The sequence below is a fragment of the Gilliamella sp. ESL0254 genome, from assembly GCF_013344985.1.
GTDB lineage: Bacteria > Pseudomonadota > Gammaproteobacteria > Enterobacterales > Orbaceae > Gilliamella > Gilliamella bombicola.
In genome coordinates this window covers 426,946-450,853 of the sequence record NZ_JAAEDU010000001.1, presented here as the reverse complement: position 1 = coordinate 450,853, position 23,908 = coordinate 426,946, and the positions used below count along the sequence as shown (strand labels likewise).

Annotated in this window: 20 protein-coding genes; 11 read left to right on the top strand and 9 right to left on the bottom strand. The window is 34.7% G+C overall.

Annotation, left to right across the window (positions count from 1 at the left end; genetic code table 11):
* Positions 1–6: 6 nt before the first annotated feature.
* From tadA to tamB, 4 genes are all read left to right on the top strand, one after another.
* Complete coding sequence (gene tadA / locus GYX25_RS01960) at positions 7–504, top strand: tRNA adenosine(34) deaminase TadA (RefSeq protein WP_174786557.1); 498 nt, start codon at positions 7–9, stop codon at positions 502–504.
* 132 nt (positions 505–636) lie between these two features.
* Positions 637–1,176 (top strand): hypoxanthine phosphoribosyltransferase, encoded by a 540-nt coding sequence (hpt, locus tag GYX25_RS01955; protein ID WP_085247860.1) that lies wholly within the window; start codon positions 637–639, stop codon positions 1,174–1,176.
* Positions 1,177–1,232: 56 nt separating this feature from the next.
* A complete protein-coding gene (gene tamA, locus GYX25_RS01950; RefSeq protein WP_091349650.1) occupies positions 1,233–2,909 on the top strand; it encodes an autotransporter assembly complex protein TamA in 1,677 nt (558 codons plus the stop codon).
* Position 2,910: 1 nt separating this feature from the next.
* On the top strand, positions 2,911–6,714 hold the full coding sequence (gene tamB / locus GYX25_RS01945; RefSeq protein ID WP_174786556.1) for an autotransporter assembly complex protein TamB: 3,804 nt from the start codon (positions 2,911–2,913) through the stop codon (positions 6,712–6,714).
* Positions 6,715–7,473: 759 nt separating this feature from the next.
* On the opposite strand, the gene GYX25_RS01940 is transcribed toward tamB, so the two are convergent.
* Together GYX25_RS01940 and mnmD are read right to left on the bottom strand one after the other, a co-directional pair.
* Positions 7,474–8,403, bottom strand: coding sequence for a hypothetical protein (locus tag GYX25_RS01940; protein WP_091349644.1), 930 nt, complete (start codon positions 8,401–8,403; stop codon positions 7,474–7,476).
* A 186-nt stretch (positions 8,404–8,589) separates the two neighbouring features.
* Positions 8,590–9,297 (bottom strand): tRNA (5-methylaminomethyl-2-thiouridine)(34)-methyltransferase MnmD, encoded by a 708-nt coding sequence (gene mnmD, locus GYX25_RS01935; RefSeq protein ID WP_174786555.1) that lies wholly within the window; start codon positions 9,295–9,297, stop codon positions 8,590–8,592.
* An 87-nt stretch (positions 9,298–9,384) separates the two neighbouring features.
* On the opposite strand from mnmD, the gene GYX25_RS01930 reads away from it, so the two are divergent.
* Positions 9,385–10,116 (top strand): 1-acylglycerol-3-phosphate O-acyltransferase, encoded by a 732-nt coding sequence (locus tag GYX25_RS01930; RefSeq protein WP_091349637.1) that lies wholly within the window; start codon positions 9,385–9,387, stop codon positions 10,114–10,116.
* A gap of 3 nt (positions 10,117–10,119) precedes the next feature.
* Positions 10,120–10,887, top strand: a complete 768-nt coding sequence (locus GYX25_RS01925; protein ID WP_091349634.1) for a methyltransferase domain-containing protein — start codon at positions 10,120–10,122, stop codon at positions 10,885–10,887.
* A 58-nt stretch (positions 10,888–10,945) separates the two neighbouring features.
* Here the strand turns inward: GYX25_RS01925 and GYX25_RS01920 are convergent, their stop codons facing one another.
* From GYX25_RS01920 to GYX25_RS01905, 4 genes are all read right to left on the bottom strand, one after another.
* Positions 10,946–12,286 carry a GntP family permease gene (locus tag GYX25_RS01920; RefSeq protein ID WP_370516525.1) on the bottom strand — a complete coding sequence of 447 codons (1,341 nt, stop codon included), beginning with the start codon at positions 12,284–12,286 and terminating at the stop codon, positions 10,946–10,948.
* Positions 12,287–12,488: 202 nt separating this feature from the next.
* Complete coding sequence (gene pdxA / locus GYX25_RS01915) at positions 12,489–13,490, bottom strand: 4-hydroxythreonine-4-phosphate dehydrogenase PdxA (protein ID WP_160402422.1); 1,002 nt, start codon at positions 13,488–13,490, stop codon at positions 12,489–12,491.
* A 69-nt stretch (positions 13,491–13,559) separates the two neighbouring features.
* Entirely contained in the window at positions 13,560–14,864 is a 1,305-nt protein-coding gene (locus GYX25_RS01910) for a four-carbon acid sugar kinase family protein (RefSeq protein ID WP_091349623.1), read from the bottom strand.
* 94 nt (positions 14,865–14,958) lie between these two features.
* Entirely contained in the window at positions 14,959–15,714 is a 756-nt protein-coding gene (locus GYX25_RS01905) for a DeoR/GlpR family DNA-binding transcription regulator (RefSeq protein WP_091349620.1), read from the bottom strand.
* Between the two features lie 275 nt (positions 15,715–15,989).
* Here GYX25_RS01905 and GYX25_RS01900 point away from each other — a divergent pair, with 275 nt between their 5' ends.
* The 5 genes from GYX25_RS01900 (at position 15,990) to GYX25_RS01880 (ending at position 20,286) form a co-directional block, all read left to right on the top strand.
* Positions 15,990–16,961: a KpsF/GutQ family sugar-phosphate isomerase gene (locus GYX25_RS01900; protein WP_091349617.1), complete on the top strand. Its 972-nt coding sequence runs from the start codon at positions 15,990–15,992 to the stop codon at positions 16,959–16,961.
* Positions 16,962–17,108: 147 nt separating this feature from the next.
* Positions 17,109–18,035 (top strand): ADP-glyceromanno-heptose 6-epimerase, encoded by a 927-nt coding sequence (rfaD, locus tag GYX25_RS01895; protein ID WP_091349614.1) that lies wholly within the window; start codon positions 17,109–17,111, stop codon positions 18,033–18,035.
* Between the two features lie 15 nt (positions 18,036–18,050).
* Positions 18,051–19,100: an ADP-heptose--LPS heptosyltransferase RfaF gene (gene rfaF / locus GYX25_RS01890; RefSeq protein ID WP_174786554.1), complete on the top strand. Its 1,050-nt coding sequence runs from the start codon at positions 18,051–18,053 to the stop codon at positions 19,098–19,100.
* A complete protein-coding gene (gene rfaC, locus GYX25_RS01885; protein ID WP_091349607.1) occupies positions 19,100–20,062 on the top strand; it encodes a lipopolysaccharide heptosyltransferase RfaC in 963 nt (320 codons plus the stop codon). The genes rfaF and rfaC overlap by 1 nt, the downstream gene beginning before the upstream one ends.
* A 23-nt stretch (positions 20,063–20,085) precedes the next feature.
* Positions 20,086–20,286 carry a YaeP family protein gene (locus GYX25_RS01880; protein WP_091349603.1) on the top strand — a complete coding sequence of 67 codons (201 nt, stop codon included), beginning with the start codon at positions 20,086–20,088 and terminating at the stop codon, positions 20,284–20,286.
* On the opposite strand, the gene GYX25_RS01875 is transcribed toward GYX25_RS01880, so the two are convergent.
* From GYX25_RS01875 to trmA, 3 genes are all read right to left on the bottom strand, one after another.
* Positions 20,279–21,691 carry a heavy metal sensor histidine kinase gene (locus tag GYX25_RS01875; RefSeq protein ID WP_238785940.1) on the bottom strand — a complete coding sequence of 471 codons (1,413 nt, stop codon included), beginning with the start codon at positions 21,689–21,691 and terminating at the stop codon, positions 20,279–20,281. The genes GYX25_RS01880 and GYX25_RS01875 overlap by 8 nt on opposite strands.
* The gene (locus GYX25_RS01870) at positions 21,669–22,355 is read right to left on the bottom strand and encodes a heavy metal response regulator transcription factor (RefSeq protein WP_174786552.1); all 687 of its coding nucleotides are present in this window, start codon (positions 22,353–22,355) and stop codon (positions 21,669–21,671) included. The genes GYX25_RS01875 and GYX25_RS01870 overlap by 23 nt, the downstream gene beginning before the upstream one ends.
* 370 nt (positions 22,356–22,725) lie before the next feature.
* Positions 22,726–23,823 (bottom strand): tRNA (uridine(54)-C5)-methyltransferase TrmA, encoded by a 1,098-nt coding sequence (trmA, locus tag GYX25_RS01865; RefSeq protein ID WP_091349596.1) that lies wholly within the window; start codon positions 23,821–23,823, stop codon positions 22,726–22,728.
* Positions 23,824–23,908: the final 85 nt, after the last annotated feature.

The following is a 23,908-nucleotide window of genomic DNA, read 5'->3' as shown; positions in this document are numbered from 1 at the left end:
TTGAAAATGTCAGATGAAATTTGGATGCGCCGTGCATTAATGCTTGCTAATCGTGCCGAATCGATAGGAGAGATCCCGGTCGGTGCGGTGATTGTTGATGAAAATAATCAAATTATTGGTGAAGGCTTTAATCAACCCATTAGTAAGCATAATCCCACTGCTCACGCCGAAATACTAGCTATTGAACAAGCGGGTAAATTTTTAAATAACTATCGCATAATTAATACAACCTTATATGTCACTCTTGAACCTTGTATTATGTGTGCTGGCGCTATTATTCATAGCCGTATTAAACGTGTAGTATATGGTGCACGTGATTACAAAACTGGCGCAGCAGGTTCTTTTATCGATATTCTTGCTCAGCAAGGCATCAACCATTATGCAGAAGTGACAGGCGGAGTACTAGCTAACGAATGTAGTGCTATTTTGAGTGATTTTTTTAAAAAACGGCGTTTACAAAAAAAAGTGACTAAAAATTGTTGTCAAAAAGTTTCAGATAACTAGGTGTTTTAGTATAAAATACGAAAATCTATTCCCATGTTAGTTTAATAAAAAATGGGTTCGCTTATTCTTTTTATCAAGGAAAATTGCTAGAATCTCATTTAATTTTTTAAAAATTTAATTTGAGCATTATTAATGAAAAAACACACATTAGAAATGATGATATCTACTGATGATATCCAAAAGCGCGTGATTGAACTAGGTCAACAAATTAGTCAAGATTATCAACATAGCCAAAATGAACTTATTTTAGTTGGTCTTTTACGTGGCTCTTTCATTTTTATGGCCGATTTGAGCAGAGCAATTACCGTTGGTCACGAGGTTGATTTTATGACAGCGTCAAGCTATGGTAATGCTGTTATTAGTAACCGTGATGTTAAAATATTAAAAGATTTAGACGAAGATATCCGTGATAAAGATGTATTAATTATCGAAGATATTATAGACACGGGTAATACACTTAGCAAAGTTATGGCTATTTTAAAATTACGCCATCCTCGTAGTATTGAAATTTGTACACTACTAGATAAGCCTTCACGGCGCGAAGTGAACGTTCCAGTGAAATATATCGGATTTTCGATTCCTGACGAATTTGTCGTGGGTTATGGTATTGACTATGCTCAACACTACCGTCACTTACCTTATATTGGTCATGTCACTTTACTTGAATCTTAATATTATACGAGGTGTATGTGTCGCGATTTTCCTGTTCATTAGGTCTACTGTTAGTGATGACAGTAACATCAAGTTACGCTGACATGAAATTATCCATTAAAGGATTATCAGGAGAATTAGCTGACAATGTCAATACACGTGTTTCATTAATTTCCCCCAATAAAGTGGTTGATACGCCCGCTTTTAAGCGGTATTTTGAAAGTGAGGTACAAAAAGCACTACGCGCATTAGGTTACTATTCGCCAACTTTTGAATATAATGCACAAGATCCCAAAGTCCTTGTCGTTAACATATCACCAGGGGATCCCGTATTAGTTGAGCAGCTCAATGTCAATATTACAGGGGATGGACAAAAAGATCCCGATTTTGAATATTTGCTAAAAAATAATTTACCCAAAATTGGCGATGTGTTAAATCATGGCATTTATGAGTCATTTAAGAAAAGCCTGCAAAATTTATCACTAAGAAAAGGTTACTTTGATGCCGATATGCCTAAACATCAATTAGCTGTTTCGACAGATGAAAATAAAGCCTTTTGGAATATTGATTACACTACAGGTAAACGTTATCGATTAGGTAAAGTCACTTTTCATAACGCCCAAATCCGCGACGATTATTTAGCAAATATTGTGCCATTTAAAGATGGTGAGGAATATACAGCCGAACAATTGTCATTATTAAATAGACGCCTTACCTCAACAAACTGGTTTAATTCAGTGGTTGTTGTACCTGACTTTCCACATTTAACAAAAGACAAAGTTTTACCTATTGATGTTGAAACCTCGCCTCGCAAAAAAAATAATATGGACTTAGGTTTAGGCTTTTCAACAGATAACGGTGTACATGGGAAAATTGGTTGGAACAAACCTTGGATTAATAGCCGAGGACAAAGTTTTCAAAGTAACTTATCGCTATCTTCACCAGAACAACTGGTCACTATGAGTTACAAAATTCCATTAAAAAAATCGCCTCTTGAGCAGTATTATACCATTCAAAGTGGTTATAAAAAAATAGATAATAACGACACCTACTCACGTTCTTATACGTTTGGAGCATTGCGCAACTGGGATAACTTTTATGGATGGCAAACGGCATTAGGTTTTAATCTGTTACGTGATGATTTTACTCAAGGTGATGCAAGTTTCAAAACATTTTTGTATTATCCATCACTTAGCTTATCAAGAATCCGCTCTGATGGTGATTTATTAGCAATGTGGGGGGATTCCCAACGTTATTCTGTCGAAGCCGCTGGAGAATCATTAGGGTCAGATATTAATTTAGTTCGCTTTCAAGCTCAACAAGCTTGGATTCGTTCACTACATAAGTCGCATCGATTTATTGCTCGTGGTAATTTCGGTATTATACAAGCGAGCAATTTTGATCGAGTTCCACCATCTTTTAGATTTTTTGCGGGTGGTGAGCGCAGTATTCGTGGTTATAGCTATCAGTCTATTTCACCTAAAGATAAAAAAGGCAAATTAAAAGGTGCCTCTAAACTCATCACTGGTTCAATTGAATACCAGTATAATTTATCAGGTCCATGGTGGGGAGCTGCCTTTGTTGATACTGGCGAAGCCATAGACAAAGTTGATACAACCAAATTTTACACAGGAACAGGATTTGGCATTCGTTGGGCTTCGCCTGTTGGGCCAATAAAAATCGATTTAGCAACACCATTAAACAAAAACACCGGTTCTATTCACCTATATATTGGTCTAGGAAGCGAGTTATAATATGGCTAAAAATTTAGTTAGAATAAAAAAAGTAAAAAAATTAAAACAGATACGTAAATGGAAAAAGCGAAGCATAGCCATTTTATCTGTTATCGGCTTTCTAATTGTTTTTGTTATCTTGTTTATATATACCAGTCTTGGTGTAAAACTAACTACCTATGTTTTAAATAAATTTCTACCTGAGCTAAAGATAGCTCAAATTGAAGGCACATTACATAATCTGCATATACAAGGACTTTCGCTTGAATTACCGAATGTTAATGTTCAAGTTAATGATGCTTCATTTTCATTAGCTGGACATTGTTTATTAAAAGCCCAAGTCTGTGTAAGTCAATTTAATGCCGATGGTGTAAAAGTTTCAATTAATACTGGACAAATAGATAGTTCGCCTAGCGAAGAGCCCAGCACAGAAAAACGTTTTGAACTCACAACACCGTTACCTATAGATCTTAAAAATACCCACTTAACAGATATAAAAGTCACCGTTGATGATATGCAATTTGGTATGTCCGACTTTACTGGTAAAGCAACGTGGATTAATAATCAAATTTATGTTTATCCAGCTGTAGCAACAGATTTAAGCGCTATTTTTGCGGATAATAAAACAACCAATTTACCTGTTGAAGCAACAAACGAAGATATCGCTCTTAATGAAAAAATCAGCCAACTTTTTAATCAACCACTGATTGATTCGTTACCTCAAGTTAATATTCCATTAAATATTAATGTAACAAGTTTAACCGGTAATAACTGGTTATTACATATGGGAGGGCAAGATTATCGATTCAATAATGTTATAATTCAGACTAATATCGTCAATAGTCGTATCATTGTAAAACAAGTCGATACAGATGCTACCACCCCTTACGCAAGCGGACATGCTTCGGTTTCGGGCGAAATTACATTACATGACGACTGGCCAGTATTAGCATTAGTGAAAGCAAATACCGAACAAAACCAATTCGATGCACAATTTTCAGGTAAATTGCTTGGAGAGCTATTAACTAACGCAACTCTTGATGGCTTGAATCAAATAAAAATAAATGGGCGCATCAATTTTATAGAAAAATACTTGCCTATCATGACTCAACTTGAAGGTAAGCATATTCAATGGCCAATTGAAGGACAAGCGCAATATGAATTAAATGATTTTTCTGCATCAATAGAGGGTAACGTGCAGCAGTATCAAATGTCAGCTAAAGGCCATATAAAAGGAGATGAATTAGACAACACGATGTTTGATATTGCCGGTACAGGCACCAATCAAGGTGCAATGATCGACCATGGAATAATTAAATTACCCCAAGGTGAAATTAACATAGCAGGAACTGCAAATTGGCAACAAGCCCTGCAATGGGATACCAACATAAAACTCAATAACGTTGATATCACCAAAGAATTGCCAAATTATCCAGTTCGATTAAACGGTCAATTGAAAACAACAGGCTCGCTAGAAAGTGATAAATGGGCGTTTAATTTGTCCGGTTTACAATTAAAAGGTAATATCAATCACGCCGATTTTTTTGCATCAGGCAATCTATCTGTTAACTCTGAAAATAAAGCCACTGCAGATGATTTTGCGATTAAATGGGGGAAAAATCAGCTAAATTTAAATGGCTCAAGTGAAAGTGGCAATTTACTTGCGAACTTAAATTTCGAATCACTATCGTTATTGATTGATGGCATGCAAGGATCTGTTGCAGGTAATATTAAACTCAACGGTACTGCTAACAATGCCGCTATTGATACCAATTTATCGGTTAACTCATTTTCTTTTGACACAATCAAAGTGGCTAAAGCTAATCTTGTTGGCAAAGTTCGGTATAAAAACCAATTAAGTGGCAATATCAAGCTCACTGGTCAAACAATAGAGCTACCAAGCCAAATCATCAAAAAAGCAAATATTGAGTTATCAGGCAGTGAAAATCACCATACTTTAACGGCAAATATTGATGGTGATCCAGCATCATTGACGACTTCGTTAACAGGGCAACTTGATAAAGATCGCACAAAATGGAGCGGGACCATTGCGCATGCTCTACTTAATTTAGGCAAAAACAATAATTGGCAACTTACTAAATCGTTGGACTTATCTTATGACATAAAGAATCAAATACCAGCCATTAATGCCCATTGCTGGATAAATGAAAAGTCAACTATTTGCCTTGATAAACAATTTTCGCTAACTAAAAACACCGATACAAGTATTACGTTAAAAGAAATTAATCTATCTAAACTACCAATACCTAACGATGGTGAAACCAAACTTACTGGTAATGTAAATGGCAAAATAATCATACAATTTAAAAATGACAATAAAATACCATCAATAAAAGCGAATATAACCAGTCGTGATGTTTATATTCAACAAATTGTTACCTCACAGTCGTTGCCACTGCCTTTCGATCTTTTTAAGATTGATGCAGAATTTAATGAACAACAAGCTAAATTAGATTGGATTTTTGGCCTAAATAAACTAGGAAAAATTAGCGGAAATATAGTGATAACAGATCCAACCAATCAAAAAACATTAAGTGGCCAATTAAATATCGATCATTTAGCGTTAGCAATTATTAATCCATTATTAGACAGTAAAGATTATGCTAAAGGTGCCATTAATGGTACGGTTAAATTTTCTGGATCACTAAATGACCCATTGCTAACTGGTACTATTAGCTTGAAACATAGCGAAATACAATCAAGCCAATTACCCATTGACGTTAAATCAGCTAAGTTTGATATCAATTTCAATGGAAAATCATCCACATTAAAAGGTGTTTTAACCACTCAAGCAGGTAACGTTAATATTAATGGTAATGCCAGCTGGAATACCTTAGATAAATGGCAAGCTTCGCTAACAGTTAATGGTGCAGCCATGGAAGTTTCGGTGCCTCCAATGATTGTTATGACCATTATTCCTGATATTAAAATCAATGCAACACCAGACGAATTAACGTTATTAGGAAAAGTAAGTATTCCAAAAGGTAAAATAACGGTTGAATCGCTACCCTCATCAAGCGTTGATGTTTCGCCAGATGAGGTCATGCTTGGTGCAAATCGAAAAGAAATTAAGGCCCAAGAATTTGGCATGAAAATCAATGGACATATTGAAATTAATATTGAGGATAAAGTGACTGTCGATGCCTTTGGATTAAATGCATCGCTTAAAGGTAATTTAATTGCAACACAAACCAATAAAGGACTCGATCTACATGGAGAGATTTCAATTCCAACAGGTCGATTCCATGCCTATGGGCAAGACTTGATTATTCACAAAGGTATCATCACATTTTCAGGTGCAACCGATCAAGCTATGCTCGACATTGAAGCAATCCGCAATCCAGAATCAATGGAAAATAATAACATCATGGCAGGAATTCGTGTTACAGGATCGTCGGAATCACCTAAGATTGAAGTGTTTTCAGATCCTGCCATGTCACAGCAAGAAGCCCTTTCCTACTTAATTCGAGGTCAAGGACTTGATAGTGCGGAACAAAGTGATAGTGACATGATGACCGCATTACTCGTTGGTATTGGCACAGCAAAAACCGGTAAATATATTGGTGATATAGGTAATGCATTTGGTATCAAAAATCTAACGCTTGATACGCAAGGTGCGGGTAACAATTCTAAAGTTGTGGTTAGCGGGTATATATTACCTAACTTACAACTAAAATATGGTGTCGGCATTTTTGATTCATTGGCAACGTTTACTTTACGTTATAGGCTTATGCCGAATCTTTATTTAGATGCAGCATCAAGCTTAGCGCAAACATTGGATCTGATTTATCAGTTTGATTTCTAACATTACCCCAAAGGACTCTATGCCCATTACCTTATGCAGAACCCCAATGGAGTAAAATGCTAACACCAGCCTAGCTAAAGCGTGCTAACTGATGCTTTAGTTAGGCTGTATATCAGATTATGCCATTTCAGTGATAAAATAGTGCTATCAGCATTTATTTTTGTCCAATGGTACATAACCCCATAACACTAAAAAAACTTCAATAAAATCAATACCTTTCCTGACTGTTTTTGGGCTAGTAATTAGATCTCTTTAACCAAAAACACCTCCACAAAATCTAACCCAAGGTTATGTTGTTTGTCTTATTTGACGTCAGAATGTGCCACGACAGAGCGAGACTAGCACGCCAAACAGGAACGTTTGGCTAGTTTGTGCTGTACTATTTGAACGTCTGAGCAAAGCGAAGATGTCCTGGTAAAGGCAAGTGTCAGAATGATACAAGTAATTGCGGAGAGCAGTCTGAAAGATCACATTATGCAGACAAAGTGTGAGTTCGCTAAGGGAATTCGCTTCAAATTCCCTTAGCTCGGACGTGGTCACTGTCGCCATTTTAATCACTTAAAGCCAAAACATCCGAAACCATCACACAAAACCAAATCGACCCTCCCCAAAACAGCACCTGATTTAAAGAAGAAAAATCATTTATTTTATTAAAATTTTTATTTACTAAGTTTACAAATCTATTAGCGCAAAGAACTCGCTAAAAGCGAGTTCTTTGTCAACAATTGATTCCATTCTAATAGAACACGACTAATTGGATTATTCTTCAATTTTTTGATAAAACCAAGAATATCCCATTCCTCTTTTCGTGTAAGCATCTTTCACTTGACTACAAGGGTATCCTTCTTTTATTGCTTTTTGTAATTTATTTTCTTCATTCCAGTTTAACTTCTGAGCTTTAACGGCTTCTAATTTATCTATGCATGAGTTATATGTAGCAACAAATTCCGCATTATTTTCTGTATAGAATTTGACGTACTTATCACTTTCTTTTTTCCATGCTTTTTCCCAACTAACGTTACAAGCTGATTGAAAAACCAGATCCTCTGCACAGTATAGTGATTTTTTTGATTCAATGGTTTGAATATCAACATTGGCTAATTCATCAGCCGCCTTTTCTTCTAGTGCTTTTTGGGCAACACTACACTTAGAGCCAGTTCTTTTATCTAATTTACATAAAGACTGCATTTTTTCTTTAATTTCATTAAAAGATAGCTGTTTTAACTCTTTTTTGCCTTCATCTACTTTTTCTTTATAAACCGTTTCCCAAGCTTCACATTTCGGGCTTTTATTAAACGAAAAACTACTCTTACACTCATCTACCTTTAAATATTCATCAACTGATTCGCCCCATGACATACCAGAAACTTGTTGTCTGATGGCGCTCATTTCAGATTCTACCGCTTGTTTTTTTTCGTCTTCTTTCCGTTTTTTTTCTAATTCATATTTTATCTTTCTGTCTTTTTCAATTGCAGACATTGCAGCACGACATTCAGGATTTTTTTCTACCTTTTCGATACCGCCTTTATCATTTGCTATAAATGCCTTTTCTAAATCCTGATTACATTGCTCTACTTTTTTATTTGCTGAGTCTATATTGTTTAAATAATATTCTTCGTTTTTTTCTTCACAACCCGTTAAAATCATAGCGGTGGTTAATATAATTAAAACGTTTTTTAAGGCTTTCATTTGTTCTCCTATTTAATTTACTTTTATTTTTATAACTATATTAATCAATAATAAATTGTCATTATTGATTAATATGTTACATGAATTAGCTTATCACTTCTAGAAAATTGCTTAATTTTGGGAGTGACTTGTTTTGTTTTCCGTAATTTGAGAAATGACGGTAGTGGATACAGGTAAAAAGCAAACTCACTTATACCCTACTAACATTTCACGTTTTGCGCCAAACCCTTTTCGTTTTTCAACGGTAAATCCGGCACTCATTAAATGACGACGAACAAAACTAGCAGCCGTAAAAGTCGCAAAACTACCGCCTGGGGCTGTTAGGCTAAAACAATTGTTAAATAAACATTCTGACCACATATCAGGATTTTTAGCCGGTGAAAAACCATCAAAAAACCAAGCATCAATCAATACATTTTTCTTAACTAAAAAATCTGAAAAATGACTAATATCATCATAGCATATTGTCAAACTAACGTTATCAAATTGGCAGGTAGAATCAATCAAACTAGCCTGAAGTTGTTTTGCTAACGAAAATAACGTTTCATTTTTAGAAACCACATTATCATGTATCTTTATTAGTTCATCTAAAGATAATGGATACTTTTCGACACTGAAAAAGGCAAGATGTTTCAGTATATGATTTGGATGCTCACTTCTAAAATTTAAAAACGTTTGCCATAAAATTAAAAAACTTAAACCTGAACCAAAACCTGTTTCACCAACAATAAATGTATCTTGCTTATGCTGTAAAAAACGCTGAGGTAAATCATTACCGTCAATAAATACATACCTTGTTTCCTCAATGGCGCCTTCCGTATTAAAATACACATCATCAAAATGAACAGAAATAGGCGTCTGATTTTCATTCCAAATAATCGTCGATTTATGCATAAATTTCCTTTAAACAGCTATATTTAACAACTGTATATTAATGTTAATTATGTATATAATACGCTAAGTTAAATTATGAGGTAAATTATGGTATTTCTTTTCCGCTTAATTAGTGTGGTTATCATTGGTCTTGTTATTTGTGTGTTAGGCACTATTTTTTGCTTATTTAATCCAAGAAATCCCAAAAACGTGGCAAGATTTGCCCATTTATTTGGTTTTTTCTTTAAACCTATATTTGGCGTAAAAGTTGATACTCGCATTCATCCTAATATTAATAAAATAGGTAGTTGTGTATATATTGCTAATCATCAAAATAACTATGACATCATCGTAGCATCAGATGTCGTACAACCTAAAACAGTCACCGTCGGTAAAAAAAGTTTAGCTTGGATTCCATTTTTTGGGCAACTTTATTACCTTACTGGCAACATTCTTATTGATCGTAATAATAAATCAAAAGCTCGAGATACAATCGAACAAGTTGTTAATGAAATCAAAAAACGTGGCATATCTATTTGGATGTTTCCTGAAGGTACTCGTAGCCGCGGACGTGGATTGTTACCGTTTAAAACTGGGGCATTTAAAGCCGCAATTGCAGCTGGAGTACCCATTGTGCCAATTTGTGTATCGCAAACTAATGATATCAAATTAAATCGTCTAAATAATGGGCATTTTATTGTTGAAATGCTAGAGCCTATAGAAACAAAAGATCTAAGCAAAGAGGATGCTAGAACCTTAATGGAACAATGCTATAACCAAATGGCTGCTAAAATAGCGCAAATAAATGATGAAGCAAAACAGTTAAATAATCAAAAATAACTCATGAATAAACAAGATCGTAATTTTGATGACATCAGCAATAAGTTTGCACAAAACATTTATGGCACAACCAAAGGAAAAATTCGCGAAGCGATAGTATGGCAAGAATTAGAAAAAATTTTAGCTACTTATCCAACCAATAAGCCACTAACCATACTTGATGCTGGTGGTGGGCAAGGTCAAATCGCCGGCAGGCTTGCCAAGCTTGGACATCAGGTAACACTTTGTGATATCTCAGAACAGATGCTAGAACTAGCAAAACAAAAGGCCCAAGCAGAAAAGGTAACTATAAATTGCCTTTGCTGCCCTATCCAACAGCTTGATAACTTAATTAACCAAAAGTTTGATTTAGTCATTTGCCATGCGGTATTAGAATGGGTAGCAGAGCCAATTGAATTAATAGCATCATTAAAAAAACATCTCAAACCCGAAGGCTATTTATCGTTAATGTTTTATAATTATCATGCGCTTTTATTTAAAACTGTCACATTAGGCAATTTTGGTTACACCCAATCGGGGTTAGCTAAACGCAAAAAGAAAACACTTTCTCCCGATTTTCCAAGAGTTCCAACCGACGTATATCACTGGCTTACACAACTGGATTTTACTATCTTACAAAAAACAGGGATTCGCATTTTTCATGATTATCTTACCAATAAATCCAAAGCGGAAACTCACTTTGAACAGCTATTAGAACTTGAACAAACATATTGCCAAACTGAACCTTATCTTAATTTAGCAAGATATATATTAGTTACTGCAAAAAACTAAATTTGTATTTAGAGATTTAATCAATGGGATATAGCCTTAACCGCTATATCCCATTGATTTAGAAGAATACCGCATTCACTATTAACAAAGATACCGTTCCTGAAGCCCAAAGGACTGTTGAGGTAATACTCCATACCTTAATTTGCTCTTTAACTTCAGTCACACCTAATGAACGATTAACTACCCAAAAATAGGCATCATTAAAATGTGAAAACATAAATGAACCTATCGAACAACCTAATCCCGCCATAATAGGATTAACTCCTAACGTACCAATCATTGGTGCAGTAATACTTGCAGCGGTAATCATTGCAACAACACCCGACCCTTGAATTAAGCGAATTAAAGTTGAAATAGTTAATGGTAATAAAATACCTGGCACACCAATTTGAACAATATATTGAGCAATAATTTGGCCTGTTCCAGAATCACGTAGTACCATGCCCAAAGCACCACCGCCACCAATAACTAATAGAATAATGCCTGCTGAACGTATAGAATTTTCCATTTGATGAACAACATCCTTACGTGGAAATGAATTTGTCAAGGACATTATTGCAATCAATAAGCCAATACCAACTGCGACAATAGGATGCCCCATTGTTTTTATCATAACCGCAATGGTATTATCCCATTTCATTTCACCGACTAATGTAGCACTTAGAATCAAAATAATAGGAGTAATAATTGGAGAAAACGATGCTAAAGCACTGGGTAAGTGTTGATCATCTTCGATATCATTAGGTTTGATAGTCAATCGTTCACGAGTAAAATTTTCACCATCTTCTGTTGGAATTTGATAAATACTACGCCCCACATAACGCGTGTAAATAAATCCTGCAATCGTAATAGGAATAGCAAGTACCATTGCCCAAAGCATGTACTCACCAAGTCCAATGCCAAATTGAGAAACAACACCAAATGGGCCAACAGCTGGTGGAATCATGCTATGGCTTATAACTAACCCCATTGCTAATGTTGATCCTAAACCAACAACCGATTTACCAGTACTCCGTGAAATTGCTTTAACTAAAGGTAATAAAACAATAAAGGCTGAATCACAAAATACAGCTAAACTTACTAACAAGCCAATAATTACTAGCGCTAATTCTTCTCTGCCTTTTCCTAGTAAATTAATGAAGACTTGAGCCATCTTTTGTGCTGCGCCACTCATTTGTAAAATGGCCCCCATCATGACACCAAAACCAATTACAATACCAATATTACCTAGTGTATTGCCAAATCCTTTACTAATGGTAGCTATCATAAATTGACCTGGCATACCACCAAGTGACCCTGTAATAAAGGCTGAAATAATCAACGCAGGGAAAGCTTGAATTCTTGTTTTCAAAATCATAAAAAGTAATAACGTGATGGCAACTAATAACCCTGCAATCATTCTCCAACTATTTTTCTCTATAGTTTCTAAACTACCTAGATAAAAGACAATCAGTCCCACTACAAGCAAAATAATACCATTAAGCATGACGTAAGGATAAAGTGTCTTTTTTGGATTATTTTTTTTTGACATATAAATTCTCCTTTCGATAGAGAACAAATGCTATCGAATATGAAATTATCTAAAGCAGAAACCACATTGATTAGCATTTGAATTTTGGTGCATACAATGCAGCTAAACGAATTGCCTCAATTAAACTAACTGCATTGGCAATCCCCTTTCCTGCGATATCATTTGCTGTACCGTGATCAACAGAAGTCCGAAGAATTGGCATACCATTAGTAATTGAAATAGTACGATGGAAATCAACCATTTTAGTCGCAATATGACCTTGATCATGATAAGGAGATAAAACAGCATCATAAGCTCCCCCCATAGCAAAATAAAAAACACTGTCAGCTGGTTTAGGACCACTGATATTAATTCCTTTCTGCTGTGCCATCTCAATACCAGGTAACAAAATATCGTCATCTTCATGACCAAATAGACCATGTTCACCGCAATGAGGATTAATACCAGCTACCGTCATTTTAGGATTTTTAATACCTAATTTGATCAAAGCATCATTACAACGAACAGCATAATCACAAACTCTTTCAGGAGTTAAAGATTGAATGGCATTAACTAAAGACACATGGCGAGTTAAAAAAAACACTCGTAGATCTTTGACCTGAAACATAGTCAAAGGATCTTGACTATTGGTTAAGTCAGCTAAAATTTCAGTATGACCAATATAGTTAACTTGACCTGCTTTTAATGATTCCTTATTAATTGGCGTTGTAGCTATAGCATCAAGCTTACCTTGCATAGCTAGCTCAGTAATTTTTTTGATATAATCAAATGCTGCTTTCCCACATTGACCTTCAATTTTTCCATTTTTGAATGTACTATAATTTAACTCACCACACTGAATAAGGTTTAAAATATTTGGTTCATCCCGCACTTGCGATAAATCGTTAATAACATTGATGTGTAGGTTAACTTTGGAAAAGTTACACGCATCGGCTAAGATTTTTTTATCCCCAGTGACTACCACACAACCATATTGATATGTTTCTGGTTCGGCGATACTTTTAACAACAATTTCTGGTCCTATTCCAGCAGGATCACCCATTGGTACCCCGATCATACAACGACGACTCATTTTTCGACTCCTTAGAAATAGTAATAAAAAAAATAGAATGAATAATTTTTAAATAAATCAGTTACATAATTATGGATTAGACTTTTGACTTTCATGAGATGAAATCTTAGTACTTAAATAATCAATGCAGTGAACTAGAGTATTGTCATTACCCACAAATCCGCCTTTTGTTACAATTGAATAACCATCACATTTTCCTCCCACCAAATGCCCATAAACTGTTAAAGGTTCAATTTCATCTTTTAACAAAAAACCACTACTCCCCAAACGATTAACAACATTCACTGTTACATCTCCACCACTCGTGTAAATACCGCGAATGATTGATTCAGGATGAAACAAAACTTGAGCAGTAATTTCTGCAATTCCTTTATTTAATGCATTACTTATTTCAACTATGCTCATATTGTAGCCTTCCGCAAGGCTAGTCAGATTAGAGACCTGCTCAGGTGTTTCGACCGTATCAATGCCAATTACATCAAACTGCTCTATTTTGGTTAATAATCTAGTTACAATCGGTTCGGCTTTTTTGGTATCTTTAGATATCTCAATTAATTCACTTACCAACACTGTTTCTAACCACACTTTTCGATCGTATTTCAACTTTTTAATTTGTCGTTGGGTTAATTCAGACACACTACCAATTGCAATAAAAACTTTATTTGCCATCTTTCGCTCACTTGAATAGCGCAAATGCGCAAATTGTGCAGTAAAAGGACCAGGATCAACACAAAAAACAGGTAAATCGGCATTATTTGCAGCTTGCGCAATAACACTTATATCGGTATCGGTTGTTGCATCAAAGATCACAATACGTCCACCTTGCTGATAAACTTGCTTTAGCCTTTGCTCTATTCTTTCTTTACCTTCTAAAACATCTTTTAGGGCTATATGTGAAATAGGATAACGAGACTGGCATCGAAATAATTCAAGAATAGATGATTCAGTCATAGGATTTTTAGGATCATTACGCATGGCAGTATTTTGTAAAGGAATGCCATTGACTAATAGAGAACCACCAACACAAATTCTATCACTTGAAGGATAAACTGGTACAACCAATGCCATTAAGTCAGGATCATTATCAATGACGGCATCGACTTCAGCTCCTAAGTTACCACGTAATGTTGAATCAATACGTTTACTAATAAGGGGACGATATTGTTTAAACTGACTGATACAATTAACAACACGAGAATAAGCTTCCTTATATGGAATTGAGCGAGAGTCTGTTGCAAACGAAATCACATCAAATCTAGTTAAATCTTCATTAAAACTTTCTAAACATGTAATTGCATTGAACCCTTTTTTGCTTAACAATGCACTCGTGGCATTGGCGCCTGTTAAATCATCGGCTACAACGGCTACTTTCATATATTTACTCCCTATCGATACTTAAGTTCATTAAATGAACTCATTTTTATACATCTTCACAAAACGGTATTTTCAAATATGGTTAATATCCTCCTTAATAAATAAACTTAATATCTTGATTCACTAATTTTTTTTCGAAACTTTCAGGAAATTTTTTTTCTGTGATTAAATAATTAAATCGATTCAAATCACAGATCTTAAATCGACAACGTAATCCTAATTTGCTACTATCAACTAATAATGCTGATTGAATCGATCTTGATACAGCCATCCATTTACAATCAGCTTTAATTTGTGTTGTAGTAAGTGCACCATCTTCAAAATTAAAACCATCAGCACCAATAAATGCCAAATCAATAACCTGTTCAGATAAATATTTCATTGTCTGAGTGTTATAAGTTGCAACAATGGAGTTTTGTACTTCCCCTGGGCAAATAATAGTATTGATCTCTGGACGACGAGTTAATTCAATCGCAATATGTAAATCAGGTGTAATAGCAGTGATAGGAACATTGATGTTAAGAGCAAATTCTCGCATAGTGGTTCCCGCATCAATAAAAATAACCATACCAGGTTGTAATAAGCCGGCTGCAATTTTACCCACCTTTTTTTTACTTTCTGAAAAACGGCTTTGTTTGACATTGTAAAGCGGAGTACCATTTAAAAAACTTCGCTTTATTTCACCACCATAAGAAACTCTAACTAGCCCCTTTTCTTGCAAAATTTTTAAATCACGACGTATACTCATATGTGAAACCGAAAATAGATTCGATAACAAATTAATAGTAGCAACATCATACTCATCTAAATATTCGAGAATTCGTTTATATCTTGGTAATTCTTGGTTCATAAGATATCTCTCTGTTAAGTTGGATTAATTGTAAATAGTTAATAATGCAAAATATGTTAATCATTTAACACTTTCACACCACAATTTAACAATTGTGATCACAGTCAAACTTTAATGTTTTGATGGATAGATTTTTGTTAATCATTGAGATTATTTTCACCATTACACATAAAATTATTCATAGAAACTGCTATAGAAACAAACCTAAGTAAACAGTACATTTATATAAATAATTCAAAAAAAATATACTTTAAATAAAGAAATGGAATAATCATATGCTAAATAAAAATGAAATCATTCAAACAGCAAAACAGGTTTTACACACAGAGGCAAAAGGTATTAAATCAATTATCAGCACGATCAACGAAAATTTTGTTAAAGCTGTCGAATTAATTCTAACAACTAAAGGGAGAGTTATTGTTACTGGTATAGGCAAACCCGGTTATATTGCACACAAGTTATCAGCAACATTAATGAGTACTGGAACACCTTCATTTTATTTGCATCCAGCTGAAGCCATTCATGGTGATTTAGGGAGTATTACCAAAGATGATATCATCATTGCTATATCAAATAGTGGTGAAACTTCTGAAATTGTTAATATTTTACCAACTATTAAATTAATCGGTGCACCGTTAATTTCAATATGTGGTAATGCATCATCAACACTGGCTCAATTTGCTAGCTGCCATTTAAACGCACAAGTTCAACAAGAAGCTTGTCCACATAATTTAGCGCCAACAACCAGCACCACAGTACAATTAGCACTAGGCGATGCACTAGCTATAACGATAATGCAAGCAAAAGGATTTACCGATAAAGACTTTGCGTTTTATCATCCTGGTGGTAACTTAGGGAAAATACGATTAAAGACGGTTAAAAATTTGGTTAAAATGCAGAATAGAAAAGCATTTATAACATCAGAAAAAAATATATATAACGCTATTTTTGTAATGACTGATTCAGGCATTGGCGCAGTTGGTGTGATAGATAAAAACAATATTTTACTAGGCATCATCACCGATGGTGACATAAGAAGACAGCTCAAAGTTTATCCCGATTTACTAAATAAAAATGTAAAAGAAATAATGATAACCAATCCTACAACAATAAATGAAAATCAATATGTTAGTGAAGCAATTTTAGTTATGGAACACCATAAACCTAGACCTATCACTGTTTTACCTGTAATTGATGATAAAAATCATTTTCTTGGGATGATGCATATTACAGACATTCATCATTAAAATTTATTTTTATCAAAAATAATGTCTTGCAAATTATGCTAGTGGAACCTTATTAAAATAACTATATAAACTAAAATGAGCACTCGAAAAATTTATCATAAATCGTTATCATAAGCAGATTAGTTTTATTGGTTAAGGAAAATAATCATGATTGTTGTAACGGGCGGTGCAGGATTTATTGGTAGTAATATTGTTAAAGGTCTGAATGATCTAGGACATAAAGACATTTTGGTTGTTGATGATTTAACCGACGGCACTAAATTTGCCAATTTGGCTGATCTAGATATTGCCGATTATATGGATAAAGACGAGTTTATTGCAGCTATTATTAGTCATGAAGATCTTGATATTGATGTTGTTTTTCACCAAGGTGCTTGTTCATCAACCACTGAATGGGATGGTAAATTTATGATGGAAAACAATTATGACTATTCAAAGGACTTATTGCATTATTGTTTAGACTTCAACATTCCATTTTTATATGCATCATCAGCTGCGACGTATGGCGGACGCAGTGATAACTTTATTGAAGATCGTACTTACGAAAAACCTTTAAATGTTTATGGTTATTCTAAATTCTTATTTGACCAATACGTAAGACAAGTATTACCCCAAGCTAATTCACCAGTTTGTGGATTCCGTTATTTTAATGTCTATGGACCTCGCGAATCGCACAAAGGCAGCATGGCGAGTGTTGCATTTCACTTAAATGAACAGATTAACAAAGGTGAAAAACCAAAACTGTTTGCTGGCAGTGAGAATTTTAAGCGTGACTTTATTTATGTTGGTGATGTCGTTGCGGTCAATTTGTGGTTCTGGAAAAACAAAATCTCGGGCATTTATAACTGTGGAACAGGTCGAGCAGAATCCTTTCAAGCCGTTGCTGATGCAGTACTTAACTACCATAAAAAAGGCGAAATTGATTATATTCCTTTCCCTGATCATCTAAAAGGACGCTATCAAAGCTATACCCAAGCTGATCTGACTAAATTTAGACAAACAACATGTTCAATCGAATTTAAAACCGTTGCAGAAGGCACTGCTGAATATATGAAATGGCTAAATGAACAATAAAACGGAATTAATTAAATGAAAACACTCATTATTGGTCCTTCATGGGTTGGCGATATGATGATGTCGCAAAGTCTGTATCGTACATTAAAACAACTTGATTATAATAACCAAATTGATGTTTTAGCACCTGCTTGGTGTCGAGCGCTGTTAAATAAAATGCCAGAAGTGAATCAAGCAATTGCAATGCCATTAGGGCATGGTGAGTTTGCCTTAGCAAAACGTCACGAAATAGGAAAATCACTACGTGATAGCCATTATGATCAAGCAATTGTGTTACCTAACTCATTTAAATCCGCATTAATCCCATTTTTTGCAAAAGTATCTAAACGTACAGGTTGGAAAGGCGAAATGCGTTATGGATTATTAAATGATATACGAAAACTTGATAAGCAGGCTTTTCCGCTAATGATTGAACGCTATGTTGCACTTGCTTATCCTAAAGATCAAATTCACTCGGCATCGGACTTACCACAGCCTCTGTTATGGCCTAAACTCAATGTTGAACAAGATGAAATAACGCAAGCACTTTCAACTTTTACAATTGCACAAGATAAACCATTAATTGGTTTTTGCCCAGGTGCTGAATTTGGCCCAGCAAAACGTTGGCCAGATTATCATTACGCAGCTCTTGCCGATATGCTAGTTCAACAACATGCTAAAATTATTATTTTGGGTTCCGTAAAAGATCGCAACGTTGGTGAACAGATTATTGCAAAAATGACACATGGCGATCAATGTATTAACTTAGCTGGACAAACCCAATTAGAACAAGCAGTGAGTTTAATTGCCGCTTGTAAAGCGATTGTTACTAATGATTCGGGATTAATGCATGTTGCTGCTGCATTAGATAGACCACTGGTGGCACTTTATGGACCAAGTAGCCCTGATTTCACACCACCATTATCAAATAAAGCCGAAGTTATTCGTCTAATTACTGGCTACCAACGTGTGCGCCAGGGGGATGCTGAACAGGGCTATCATCAAAGCTTAATTGATATTAAACCTGATAACGTATTTGAAACATTAATGAAACTCATTATGCGTTGTGAAAAGAGTAATGGATAATGCGTGTACTAGTTGTTAAAACATCATCCATGGGGGATGTACTTCATACTTTACCAGCATTAACTGATGCGTCCAACAACTTAGCAAATATAACTTTTGATTGGGTAGTAGAAGAAAATTTTGCCCAAATACCCAGTTGGCACTATGCAGTAAATAAAGTGATCCCTGTTGCAATAAGACGCTGGCGAAAAAGCTGGTTTGCCAAAACAACTCGCCAAGAACGTCATGACTTTATTCAGACCTTAAGGCAACAACAATATGATGTGATTATTGATGCGCAAGGACTTATTAAAAGTGCATTTCTTATTACTCGTAAAGCTCAAGGCATTAAGCACGGTTTGGATCGAAAAAGCATCAAAGAGCCCATTGCCAGTTGGTTTTATGATGTAAAACACAATGTACCCAAACAGATGCATGCCATTGAGCGCATTAGATTGCTGTTTGCGCAAAGTCTACAGTACCAACTACCTAATTCAATGGGTGATTATGCCATTGCACGCCACTTTTTATCTTCACTACCTAGCGATAATCAACAGTATCTAATTTTTTTACACGCAACAACCCGCGATGAAAAACATTGGAGTGAAGACGCTTGGCGAAAATTAATTAAATTAGTTGAACCGACAGGATTAAGAATAAAGCTACCTTGGGGGGCACCACATGAACAAGCACGCGCAATTCGCCTAGCTCAGGGATTTCAACATGTCGAAGTACTTCCAAAATGTCCACTTTCTGACATAGCAACCATTATTGCTGGAGCAAAAGCGGTTGTTTCGGTTGATACAGGACTAAGTCACCTAACTGCTGCATTAGATCGTCCCAATATTACTTTATTTGGCAAAACAGATCCTAAACTAATCGGAGGATATGGAAAAAATCAATTCAGCATTATCTCAAACGAAAAAAGCATGCAAACCATTCAAGCCGAACAAGTTTATCAACAATTAGCTAATTTTTTATAAGTTAACCAAAAGGAAAGTATGCAATGAATAAATATAGCGAACTTATTTGCGAAAAATACGCACAAATTGGCAGTAATGATCTAGGTTACATTGAAGATGCCTTAGGGGCTGTTATGCAAGTTTTGGACGACATTGTTCGTAACGATCACGTACCGCAAGAACTAAAAGATAAAGCTGCTTATGCAGCAGCTAATTTATTGATCAGCGACTTTGATGTTAAATAGTCGCTGGTAAACTAATAATAAATCTCGTAGATTGCTCATCGGATTCAGCATAAATCGAGCCTTTATGCGTTTCAACAATGGATTTTACGATCGCAAGCCCTATGCCTGTACCCGAACTATCATTACCATTACGATGGCGTGACTCATCAACCCGATAAAACCGATCAAAAAGATGTGGTAAATGTTTACTATCAATTTTTTTACCCGGATTAGCAATAATGATCCTAATGCGTTTTTCACTGACTTGACTTAAAGTTATTGTGATAATTTGATTTTCTGGTGTATAACGAATTGCATTGGATAAAATATTACTAATTGCTCGCCCTAACATCATCTTGTCTCCTTGAATATGGGAACAGTTACCTTCAAGGTTAAAGATGATATTTTTCTCATCAGTCAGTGGTTCAAAATACTCACACATCATTGTGATCATATCATGTAAATCAATATCAATTAAATTGGGTACCAATTGACGATTATCTGCTTGTGCTAAAAATAGCATATCAGAAATCATCTGCGACATTTTTTCGTATTCTTCTAAATTAGAATATAAAATCTCACGGTATTCGTTAGTCGATCGAGCATTACTAAGCACAATTTGTGTTTGTGTTGTTAGATTGGTAATAGGTGTTCGCATTTCATGGGCAATATCTGCCGTAAAATTTCGTTGACGCTGAAACACATCCTCCATACGATTAAGCATATGATTAAATGCTTTTACTAAGCTAACGTATTTAATGGGAACCAAAGATGTGGGAATACGGTAATTCAAGCTTTTAAGATTAATTTTCTCGATCTTTTTAATCAATCGATTTATGGGTTTTTGAGTAAAATAGATACTAATAAAAGAACCAATTAATGCCAAAATACAAGCAATACCAATAAGTAATCCTAAACCATCGTGTAATCGATGAATAAATTCAATATATAAGTCACGACCAACAGCAGCTATAGTAGTATATTTTTTACCATTTTCAATAACAACGCTTGACGCAGCAACCCGATACGATGCTTTATCTTGATTCCAAATAGCTGTGCTGTGATTTTTAATAATAACATCAAAATCAATTTGAGTTTTAGCAAAGGCTAAATTTGGACCACGGGTTCGATAAACAATTTTACCTGTATCATCAATAACATAAACAAACAAACGATGATGACCAGTTAAAATTAGTAATAAATTCTGAATAAACTCATCACGATTCTCATCTGGAGAATAGTAAACAAGCTCGCGTTCAATAGAATCAATAACCGAATTAAGTTCGGAGACATTGTGTTGAATTGATATTTTTTCAAAAGAGTGTTCAATTAAAAAACTGAAACAATAAAGCAGACCACTTGTTAACAAACAAACAGCAAGCGGCAAACGAAATGAGATTAACTTACTCGGTTTCATCCAAGACATCTAACTTATACCCCATTCCACGAACTGTATGAATTAACTTTGGTTCAAAATCAGCATCGATTTTATTACGTAATCGTCGAATCGCGACATCAATCACATTAGTGTCGCTATCAAAATTCATATCCCAAACTTGAGACGCAATTAAGGAACGAGGTAACACCTCTCCTGGATACCGTAAAAAATACTCTAACAATAAAAATTCTTTATTAGTTAAATCAATACGTTTATCTCCACGAGTTACTGTTCGTTTATGAAGATCCATGACCAAATCAGCAATACTCAATTGAGAATTATTGACCTGAGGAACATTACGACGAAGCAGAGATTTAACTCGTGCTAATAATTCGGCAAACGAAAAAGGTTTTACTAAATAATCATCTGCACCTAAGTTAAGACCTTTTACTTTATCATCCACACTACCCATAGCTGTGAGCAACATAATTTGGACATCTTTACCTGCTTCACGCAATGACTGAACAATTTTCCAACCAACAATATCTGGCAACATGACATCTAAAATGATTAAATCATAGTCTTCAGTCATGGCTCGATGATAGCCATCAAGGCCATTATTTGTTAGATCAACAACAAATCCAGATTCAACTAAACCTTGGCGAAGATATTCACCTGTTTTTTGCTCATCTTCAACTACTAACAATTTCATATTTGAATACTTCCTTTGTTATTTATCTGATTGCCGAAATTGCATAACAATGCTATAGAATAAATGACAGACGCTAAACCAACCATGATAAATTTATGACTATTTTGTAATAATAATGTCATCAACTAGTTGGTTTTTCTTTGTTATAGTAGCCACACAATGATTCATGAAGCTAGACATTACTGTTTCATTGTTTTATTTCCTTTCATCCATTCCTTGCAATTTAATGCACCCTAGTTTATCTAGGGTTTTTTTTATTCTAAATTGATGTAAAAGTTTGCATATAAACTGGAAACAGCAAGCAATTAGGTATAGATGTCGGAGTATTTTAGCAAATAATACTCTATATTCTACATTCTTTTACTTTCTTTTACTTTTTACACAACACAATACCTGTTTCAATATGATCGGTATAAGGAAACTGATCAAACATAGCAAAATGTTGGATTGAATGAGTCTTAGTCAGTAGCTGCAAATTGTCGCGCAGTGTATAAGGATTACACGAAATATAAATAATAGTTTTATAGGATTTCAATATATCAATGGTATTTAAATCCAATCCACTGCGGGGAGGATCAACAAGTACCGTATCACACTGATAATCATCTAAATTAATCCCTTTTAAACGATTAAACTCGCGTTCTTTTTTAATTGCGCAAGTAAATTCTTCGGCCGACAATCGTACAATAATTAGGTTATCAATATGATTAACTGCAATATTATACTGAGCTGAATAAACCGATGCTTTAGCTATTTCGGTAGCCAATACTTTGCGAAAATTTTGTGCCAGTGCTATTGAAAAGTTACCATTACCGCAATAAAACTCAAGTAAATCACCTAACGAGTTTTTAGTGACTGATATAGCCCACTGTAGCATTTTAATATTTACCGCAGCGTTAGGCTGAGTAAAACTATTTTCGACTTGACGATAAACGAACACTTTATCCATTACAGGCAAAACTTCATCAACATAATCGACATCTATGGTAATTTTTTGATTACTTGCTCGCCCAACGATATGAACATCTATCCCCTGCTCAGCTAATTGCATTTTTAATTTTTTTGCTTCAATAATCCATGCATCATTTAACTTTTTATGATACAAAAGCGTAATTAATAGCTGACCACTTAACGTCGAAAAATAATCAATTTGAAATAATAAATGGCGAAGTAACTGATTATGTTGCAACAAAGGCAAAATAGCTTGCATGGCTCGATTAATGAGTTTAGTTGCGATAGGAAATTCATCGACCCTAATCCTTTTTTTTGTTTTTTTATCATACATAACATGATAAAGATCTTCGCCATCATGCCAGATTCTAAACTCAGCACGCATACGATAATGGCTAATAGGCGATGAATAGACTGCTAATTTGGGAAGTGAAAAGTCTGATAACAATGCCTTTAAATTATCTACTTTTTTTTCTAATTGTTGATTATAGTTATCATTCGAAAAACATTCAGTCATAGTCATTATCTAGTAGTGATTATAGGAGTACTATTTAATATGAAATTCCAAATTAATTTGCGTTAGCTTATAAAATGGTTAAACA